This window comes from Oleiphilus sp. HI0123 (genome assembly GCF_001635315.1).
Map to the genome: position 1 here is coordinate 1 of NZ_LWGE01001572.1, position 928 is coordinate 928.

Sequence of the window (928 nt, forward strand, 5' to 3'; positions counted from 1 at the left end):
AATCAAGAGTTTATCTGCATCGTTGTCGGCCATGTGAGAGGTGATCAACAGGCAAGTTCGACCCTGATTGAACAGCTTACGCTCAGCGGCTTGAGCGAGTACATCACCCGCTTCACCTGAGCAAGCAATAATCGAGGCTACCTGGTGATCTAAACGCGCTGCACGCTCTGCTTCGCTAACAGGTTCCCACTGTGCGCTAGTATCTTCAGCGGCTTCAACGATCATGCCTGCGCCAACCGTTACGTTGGTTAGACGGTCGATAATAATGAAGGCGCCCGTTGCTTTGTTTTCACCATATGGGTCAAACGCAAGTGTCTGGTTTGCATGGATCGTACACAATGCAATACTGTTAAGCTCTAGTTCGCTGGCATCCTTTTTCTCAAGCGTATTAACGTCAATTAAATGCTCAATTGACTGAATTGACGCTGAAGCCTGCTTGGAACCAAGTTTAATATCAATAAGCTTGCCTGGCTGAATTTTGTCTTCAGACATCCAAACGATATGTGCTTTTACCGCAGAACTTACCGTTGGGTGATTGTCAGACTGAACAATCATATCGCCACGACTGATATCGATTTCATCATTCAAGGTAAGCGTAACCGCTTGACCTGCGAAACCTTCATCCAGTGAACCTTCAAAGGTCACGACTTCTTTTACGGTACTGCTTTTACCCGAAGGAAGTGCAGTAATTTTATCGCCAGGCTTAACGATACCCGAAGCAATCGTTCCACAGAAACCACGGAAGTTAAGGTTAGGGCGGTTAACGTATTGTACTGGTAGGCGGAAGTCTTCCAGATTCTTGTCTTTAGCTATTTCGACTGACTCAAGCATCTCCATTAGAGGCTTGCCTTTGTACCAAGGTGTCTTGTCGCTATTGCTGATTGTGTTAACACCTTTCAGTGCAGAAAGTGGTGCAAACTGGATATCG

General features: G+C 46.1%; 1 protein-coding gene. It reads right to left on the minus strand.

Features of this window, described 5'->3' with window-relative positions; all coding sequences use genetic code 11:
- A partial coding sequence (locus A3761_RS28015; RefSeq protein ID WP_369808247.1) for an EF-Tu/IF-2/RF-3 family GTPase occupies positions 1-928 on the minus strand: 928 nt, incomplete at both ends.